We start from the raw sequence: 1,107 nt of genomic DNA, 5'->3' as shown, positions 1-1,107 counted from the left end.
CTAACTGCAGCAATCACTAACGTACTTGCAAAAGTATACGGTGGTACAGCAAAAGACTTCGCATCAATCGATAACGCTCCAGAAGAGCGTGAGCGTGGTATCACAATCTCAACTTCACACGTTGAGTATGACACACCAACTCGTCACTATGCACACGTAGACTGTCCAGGACACGCTGACTATGTTAAAAACATGATCACTGGTGCTGCACAGATGGACGGCGCGATCCTAGTAGTTGCTGCTACTGACGGTCCTATGCCTCAAACACGTGAGCACATCCTACTTTCTCGTCAGGTTGGTGTACCTTACATCATCGTATTCATGAACAAATGTGACATGGTTGACGACGAAGAGCTACTAGAGCTAGTAGAGATGGAAGTTCGTGAACTACTTTCAGAGTACGACTTCCCAGGTGATGACCTACCACTAATCCAAGGTTCAGCGCTTAAAGCACTAGAAGGCGAAGAGCAGTGGGAAGCGAAGATCATTGAGCTTGCAGAAGCACTAGATTCTTACATCCCAGAGCCAGAGCGTGACATCGATAAGCCATTCATCATGCCTATCGAAGACGTATTCTCAATCCAGGGTCGTGGTACAGTAGTAACAGGCCGTGTAGAAGCTGGTATCATCAACGTGAACGACGAAGTAGAAATCGTAGGTATCAAAGAAACTACGAAGACAACTTGTACGGGTGTTGAGATGTTCCGTAAGCTTCTAGACGAAGGTCGTGCGGGTGAGAACATCGGTGCACTACTACGTGGTACTAAGCGTGATGAAGTAGAGCGTGGTCAAGTACTATGTAAGCCTGGTTCAATCAAGCCACACACAAAATTCACTTCAGAAGTATACGTACTTTCGAAAGATGAAGGTGGTCGTCACACTCCTTTCTTCAAAGGTTACCGTCCACAGTTCTACTTCCGTACAACAGACGTAACTGGTGACATCCAGCTACCAGACGGCGTAGAAATGGTAATGCCAGGCGACAACATCAAGATGACTGTTGAGCTAATCGTACCAATCGCGATGGACGAAGGTCTACGTTTCGCTATCCGTGAAGGTGGCCGTACAGTAGGTGCTGGTGTTGTAGCAACAATCGAAGAGTAATCT

At 46.9% G+C, this 1,107-nt stretch carries 1 protein-coding gene; it reads left to right on the top strand.

Annotated elements, in window-relative coordinates:
- On the top strand, positions 1 to 1,104 hold a 1,104-nt coding region (gene tuf, locus A587_RS0123705; protein ID WP_017219569.1), incomplete at its 5' end, for an elongation factor Tu.
- Positions 1,105 to 1,107 lie beyond the last annotated feature (3 nt).

Source organism: Pseudoalteromonas sp. NJ631 (assembly GCF_000276645.1).
Taxonomy (GTDB): domain Bacteria; phylum Pseudomonadota; class Gammaproteobacteria; order Enterobacterales; family Alteromonadaceae; genus Pseudoalteromonas; species Pseudoalteromonas piscicida.
The sequence above is the reverse complement of the archived record's forward strand: the minus strand, read 5'-3'. Positions and strand labels throughout refer to the sequence as shown.